Annotated in this window: 9 protein-coding genes; 8 read left to right on the top strand and 1 reads right to left on the bottom strand. The window is 72.1% G+C overall.

Annotation, left to right across the window (positions count from 1 at the left end):
• From DK459_RS28255 to DK459_RS28290, 8 genes are all read left to right on the top strand, one after another.
• Nucleotides 1-699 (top strand): FecR family protein (locus DK459_RS28255; RefSeq protein ID WP_199234313.1); only part of this gene is annotated, 699 nt, incomplete at its 5' end.
• A gap of 135 nt (nt 700-834) precedes the next feature.
• Nucleotides 835-1,422 carry a transposase gene (locus DK459_RS28260; protein WP_024068830.1) on the top strand — a complete coding sequence of 196 codons (588 nt, stop codon included), beginning with the start codon at nt 835-837 and terminating at the stop codon, nt 1,420-1,422.
• Nucleotides 1,423-1,527: 105 nt separating this feature from the next.
• On the top strand, nt 1,528-2,151 hold the full coding sequence (locus tag DK459_RS30665; RefSeq protein ID WP_020927632.1) for a transposase: 624 nt from the start codon (nt 1,528-1,530) through the stop codon (nt 2,149-2,151).
• Entirely contained in the window at nt 2,135-2,719 is a 585-nt protein-coding gene (locus DK459_RS28270; protein ID WP_020927633.1) for an RNA polymerase sigma factor, read from the top strand. The genes DK459_RS30665 and DK459_RS28270 overlap by 17 nt, the downstream gene beginning before the upstream one ends.
• On the top strand, nt 2,716-3,243 hold the full coding sequence (gene gspH, locus DK459_RS28275; protein ID WP_020927634.1) for a type II secretion system minor pseudopilin GspH: 528 nt from the start codon (nt 2,716-2,718) through the stop codon (nt 3,241-3,243). Before DK459_RS28270 ends, gspH begins: the two co-directional genes overlap by 4 nt.
• 28 nt (nt 3,244-3,271) lie before the next feature.
• Entirely contained in the window at nt 3,272-3,679 is a 408-nt protein-coding gene (gene gspI / locus DK459_RS28280; protein ID WP_006384581.1) for a type II secretion system minor pseudopilin GspI, read from the top strand.
• Nucleotides 3,676-4,338, top strand: a complete 663-nt coding sequence (locus DK459_RS28285; RefSeq protein WP_020927635.1) for a type II secretion system protein J — start codon at nt 3,676-3,678, stop codon at nt 4,336-4,338. The genes gspI and DK459_RS28285 overlap by 4 nt, the downstream gene beginning before the upstream one ends.
• Before the next feature lie 155 nt (nt 4,339-4,493).
• A complete protein-coding gene (locus tag DK459_RS28290; RefSeq protein ID WP_026384980.1) occupies nt 4,494-4,934 on the top strand; it encodes a type II secretion system protein N in 441 nt (146 codons plus the stop codon).
• Nucleotides 4,935-4,954: 20 nt separating this feature from the next.
• Here the strand turns inward: DK459_RS28290 and DK459_RS28295 are convergent, their stop codons facing one another.
• Entirely contained in the window at nt 4,955-5,434 is a 480-nt protein-coding gene (locus tag DK459_RS28295) for a DUF1348 family protein (RefSeq protein WP_006384449.1), read from the bottom strand.
• Nucleotides 5,435-5,436: the final 2 nt, after the last annotated feature.

A 5,436-nucleotide genomic window follows, 5' to 3' on the forward strand; every position in this document is an offset into this window, starting at 1 on the left:
CTGGCGGGCACCGCCGCCGCGGCCGTGGCGGCGGTGGTGGCGCCGCCCTTGCGGCTGTGGCCGGCGTGGGACGAATGGCTGGCCGACTATCGCACCGACACCGGCGACCGGCGCCAGTTCGGCTTGGGCGAACGGGTGCAGGTGGACATGAACACCCAGACCAGCATTGCCTTGCGCTCGGAGCAGCCGGGCGCCTTGCGGGTCGAGCTGATCGCCGGCGAAGCCGCCTTCGACGGCCAGTCCTCGTCCGCCGCGTTGACCGTCGTGGCCGGGCGCGGCAGCGCCGAGGCCCGCGGCGCGCGCTTCGAGTTGCGCAACCTGGACGGCACGGTCTGCGTCACCTGCCTGTCCGGCTCGGTGCGCGTAGCCCTGGGCAATGGCGCCACGGTGCTGGGACCGAACCAACGGCTGTTCTATGACCGGCGGGGCCTGGGCGCGGTGCAGCAGATCGATCCGGCCGAGACCTCGGCCTGGCGCCAGGGCTCGCTGGTGTTCCGGAACACGCCGCTGGCCGAGGTGGTGGCCGAGATCAACCGCTACCGCCGCGGCCGCGTGGTGCTGCTGGACGGCGCCCGTGGCGCCAGCGCGCTGAGCGGCCGCTTCGAGATCCGCGACACCGACAAGGTGCTGGTGCAGATCGAGAAGGCGTTCGGCCTGAGCGCCACGCACCTGCCGGGCAACGTGGTGGTGCTGGCCTGAGGCGCCGCGACGACGCCTTTGCCCGGCCTGGCGCGCGCGGTGGCGGGTTTGGCCCGCCCATGTCGTCCTAAGAAGGCAGGCCGCGCATATCCGCCATCGAGGGCGCATGCCGCGTCCGCGCGATGGGGAGCAGTCGTGTCGCGTAAACCGAATATCGGTATCCGGGAACTGAAGGAGAATCTGTCGGCGGTGGTGGATTCGGCATGGGAGCATCCCGTGTCGGTGCACCGTTACGGCTCGCCGTGGGTGTGGATCGTGTCGCACGAGGTCTGGTCGCGCAATACGCGCCGGGTCGAGTTCAATCCGGCCGGCCATCCGCTGGCCGCGTTGCGCGACCACGTCGATCGCGCGCTCGCGGCGAGCCAGCCGCGGCTGCACGCGGCCGCGATCCGCGCCATGCTGCGCATCGAGGCGCCGCCGCTGTTGCGGGCGCTGGTGATCCAGCTGCTCTATGGCATCGACACCGAGGCGGGCTTGCACGAGCAGGTCTCGTGCAACCTGCTGTTCCGCTGGTTCGTCGGGCTGTCGCTGGACCAGGAGATCTGGAGCCCGCAGGATTTCGGCCACGCGCTCGAACGGGCGCTGGCCAGCGCCGATATTGTCGACATCCTGGGGCGGGCGCTGGCCGGCGCGCCGGTCGCCCCCATCGAGCAGGCCACCGGCATCGCCCTGAACCGGGCGCTGCTGCGTGCCTGGCGTGAACGCGCCATCCGTCCTGATTAAAAAACCTGGCGGGTTCCGCCGCGCCGTGTCGTCTTAGGGGTACAGGCCGCGCCACACGCAGCGCGGCCAACCGGACATGGGCCCATCCGGCCCTGGGAGAGCGTTGTGTCGGCGACCGTCAACGTAGGCATGCTCGAACTGGATCGCAAGTTGTCCAAGGTGCTCGATTGCGCCAGGCAGCAACCCGTATCGGTGTCCCGCTACGGATCCCCGTGGGTCTGGGTGGTGTCGCACGAAACCTGGATCGGCCAGATCCAGCTGACCCGCTATGTGCCGCCGCGCCATCCGCTGGTGGCCTTGCGCGAGCACGTCGACGACACGCTGCGGGCGCATGCCGACCTGCTGCGCGCGGCCAGCGCCGAGTGCGGGCTGACGTTGGACGCCGCCATCCTGTGCCGCACGCATATCCTGCAATTGCTGTATCCGGCCGGCAGCAAACCGTATTTCCATGAACAGATCGCCTACAACCTGCTGTTCCGCTGGTTCGCCGGCCTGTCCGAAGGCAATGGCTGCGAATGCGCGCCCAGCTTCGATCAGGAACTGGAGGCGATCGCCGCGCATGCCGGCGTCGCCGCGCTGCTGCGCCAGGCGCTCGACGATGGCCTGCTGGCGCCCGCCAACTGGGCAATGCGCAAGCGGGCCGCCCAGCGTCCGGCCGGCACCGGACGGCGCCCGCTTGCGCCCGGGGGCAGGGCCGCCACGGAGAACCGCCATGTCCTTATGCCTTGAACCGGCGCCCCAGGCGCAGCGGCGCCGCGACGAATACTGCGCCGGCGGCGCCCTGGCGGCGCGTCCGCGGCCGGCCTGCCTGGGCGAATTCGTCGCGGCCAACTATGCGCGGCTGATGCAGGCGCTGCGCGGCCACCTGGGATGCGCCGACCTGGCCGCCGACAGCCTGCACGACGCCTGGCTGCGGTTGGCCGACGGCGCGGCGCCGCCAGCGCCCGCCATCGCCAATCCGGGCGCCTACGTGTTCCGCATGGCGTGCAACATCGCCATCGACCGGCTGCGCGCCGAACGGCCGTTCAGCGCCACCGACGTCGTGCTCGAAGACGTCGAGGACGCGGCGCCCGGCCCGCTGCGCATCGCGCAGGCGCGCTCGTCGATGCGCGGACTGATGCGCCTGATCGAGGCCTTGCCGCGGCAACAGCGCGAGATCTACATCGGCGTGCGCATCGAGGGCATGCTGCAAAGCGAGGCAGCGGCGCGCTACGGGGTGTCCGGCCGCATTGTCAGGCGCCATCTGCGCGATGCCCGCCAGCATGTCGAAAGCCAGGCGGCCCGGTTGCAGGCATGAACGGTCGCGCCGTCGCCCGGCCTTCGAGCGCCGCGCCGGCGCGCCCGGCACGCTCGCGGCGGACGCAGCGCGGCTTCACGCTGATCGAGTTGATGGTGGTGCTGGTGATCGTGGGCGTGGCCACCGCCGCGCTTGGCCTGAGCATCCGCTCCGACCCGGCGCGCCAATTGCGCGATGACGCCCAGCGGCTGGTCGAACGGCTGGCGGCGGCGCAAAGCGAGGTGCGCATCGATGGCCGCGCGATCGCCTGGCAGGCCGACGCCGACGGCTACCGTTTCGTGCGCGGCGCCTGGATGCTGGACGGGCCGGTGCCGGTGCTGGACCCGACGCGCATCGACGATTTCCCGCGCGATCCGGCGCTGCGGCCGCGGCAATGGCAGGCGGGACCGGTGCGGGTGGCGCCCGCCGTGCCGGTGCTGCTGACCCCGGAGTGGTTCGGGCAGCCGTGGCGCCTGACGCTGTCCAGCGCGGCGGGGCAGGTCGAAGTGCGCCGCGATGCCAACGGCCGCTTCCTGGTCCAATGAGCCGTCCGCCATGCAGCCGGAGCCTCGCATGATCCGTCGCGCGCCGCCGTCCCGTCCGCCGCGCCCGCTGGCGCGGGCCGCGGGTTTCACGCTGCTGGAAATCCTGATCGCGCTGGCCATCGTCAGCGTGGCGTTGGCCGCCGTCATGCGCACCACCGGCATGCTGACGACCAACAATGGCGTGCTGCGCGAGCGCGCGCTGGCGCTGCTGTCGGCGCAGAACCGCCTGGTGGAACTGCAACTGGCGCCGCCGGCCCTGACCGCCAGCCGCGACAAGGCGGCCTGCCCGCAGGGCGCGCTGAACCTGGTGTGCGACAGCCGCTATGCCGACGCCCGCCAGGGCGCGCGGAGGGTCACGGTCGAGGTCTACCTGGACCAGCGCCCGACGCCGCGCCTGGCGACGCTGTCGGGAATCGTGGAGAACCGCCCGCCATGACCGGGCAGCGCCAGGCCGGCTTCACCCTGATCGAAGTCGTCATCGCCATCATGATCATGGCCGTCATCAGCCTGATCTCCTGGCGCGCCATCGACAGCGTCGCGCTGACCAGCCGCAGGCTCGACCAGCACACCGAGGAGGCGCTGGCGCTGCAGCGCGCCTTCGACCAGTTCGAACGCGACATCGGCGCCCGCAGCCCGGACCTGGCCGAGTCCGCGGCGCCGGCCGCGCCCGAGGCGCAGGCGGCATCGGATGCGCAGGAGGCCGAGCCGCAGCCCGTGCTGCCGCAGTTGCTGCCCGAGGCGATCCGCGTGAGCGGGATGAAGACGCCGGCGCCACGCATCGACATCATCCGCGGCGCGCCCGGCCGGCCGGACGCGCGCCAGCGGGTGGTGTGGGAACGCCGCGGCGGCAACCTGATCCGCGCGGCGGGCACGCCGACCGCCCTGACGCCGCTGCCCGCGCCAGCGGCCGATGCGGCCACCGTCGTGCTGGACCAGTTGCTGGATTTCAGCGTGCGGGCCTGGGCCCCGGGACGCGGCTGGGTGGCGTTGCCGGCGCAGGGCGAGCAGCCCGCGCAGGCGCTGGAACTGGTGATCTCGCGCGGCGTGCTCGGCCAGACGCCGCTGCGCTACCGGCGCGTGCTGTTGCTGCATTGAAGCGCCGTCGCGCAACTGACGCACAGGCCGCGTAGCATCGATCGGGTCGATATGTTCGATGCGTTCGATGCGTTCGATGCCTTCAACACGCCGGCGCGGCGGCCTGCCGCGCGACTGCCCGGATTCACGGGTCCTCCAACCAGGAGCTTGCCGCCATGGCCTTGAACTTGCGTGTCGCCCCTTCCCACGTGGCCAGCCTGGCGGGCGCGGCCGCCCTGGTCGCCGGGCTGGGCTGGTGGGGCTGGCGCCTGAGCCAACCCGTCACGTCCGCGCCCGTCGTCGCGGCGCCGGCCGTCGCGCTGACGGAAGACGGCGCCGCCGAGGTCGCGGTCTGGATGGCACCCGGCCCGGCGCGGCTGGATGTGCGGGTGGCCGGCGCGCTGGCCGGCGCAGGCCGTGGCGCGGCCGTGCTGTCGGTCAATGGCGGGCCGGCGCAGGCCTACGCCATCGGCGACCGGTTGACCCGGTCGGCGCGCCTGGTGGGCATCGATGCGCAGGGGTTGGTGGTCGAGCATGGCGGGCGCGAAGTGCGCCTGCCATTGCCGGTGCTGGCCGGCGACGACGGCGAAGGCATCAAGCGCGTGCCGATGCCCTGACGCCGCGCCGCGGGCGCCGCCTACAGGCCCAGTTCGGACAGGCCCGGGTGGTCGTCCGGCCGGCGGCCCAGCGGCCAGCGGAACTTGCGATCGGCTTCCTGGATCGGCAGGTCGTTGATGCTGGCGTGCCGCTGGATCATCAGGCCGTCTTCGCCGAATTCCCAGTTCTCGTTGCCATATGAGCGGAACCAGTTGCCGGAGTCGTCGCGCCACTCGTAGGCATAGCGCACCGCGATGCGGTTGCCGCCAAAGGCCCATAGTTCCTTGATCAGCCGGTACTCAAGCTCCCTGGCCCATTTGCGCGCCAGGAAGGCGCGCGCCTCATCGCGATTGCGGACGAATTCGGCGCGGTTGCGCCAGCGCGTGTCCAGGCTGTAGGCCAGCGCCACCTTGTCGGGGTCGCGGCTGTTCCAGCCGTCTTCGGCCAGGCGGACCTTCTGCACCGCGCTGGCGTGCGTGAAGGGAGGAAGAGGAGGGCGGGAAGCGGCGGGGGATGTCATCG

Origin of the sequence: Achromobacter sp. RW408 (genome assembly GCF_003184165.1) — a bacterium.
GTDB lineage: Bacteria > Pseudomonadota > Gammaproteobacteria > Burkholderiales > Burkholderiaceae_B > Achromobacter > Achromobacter xylosoxidans.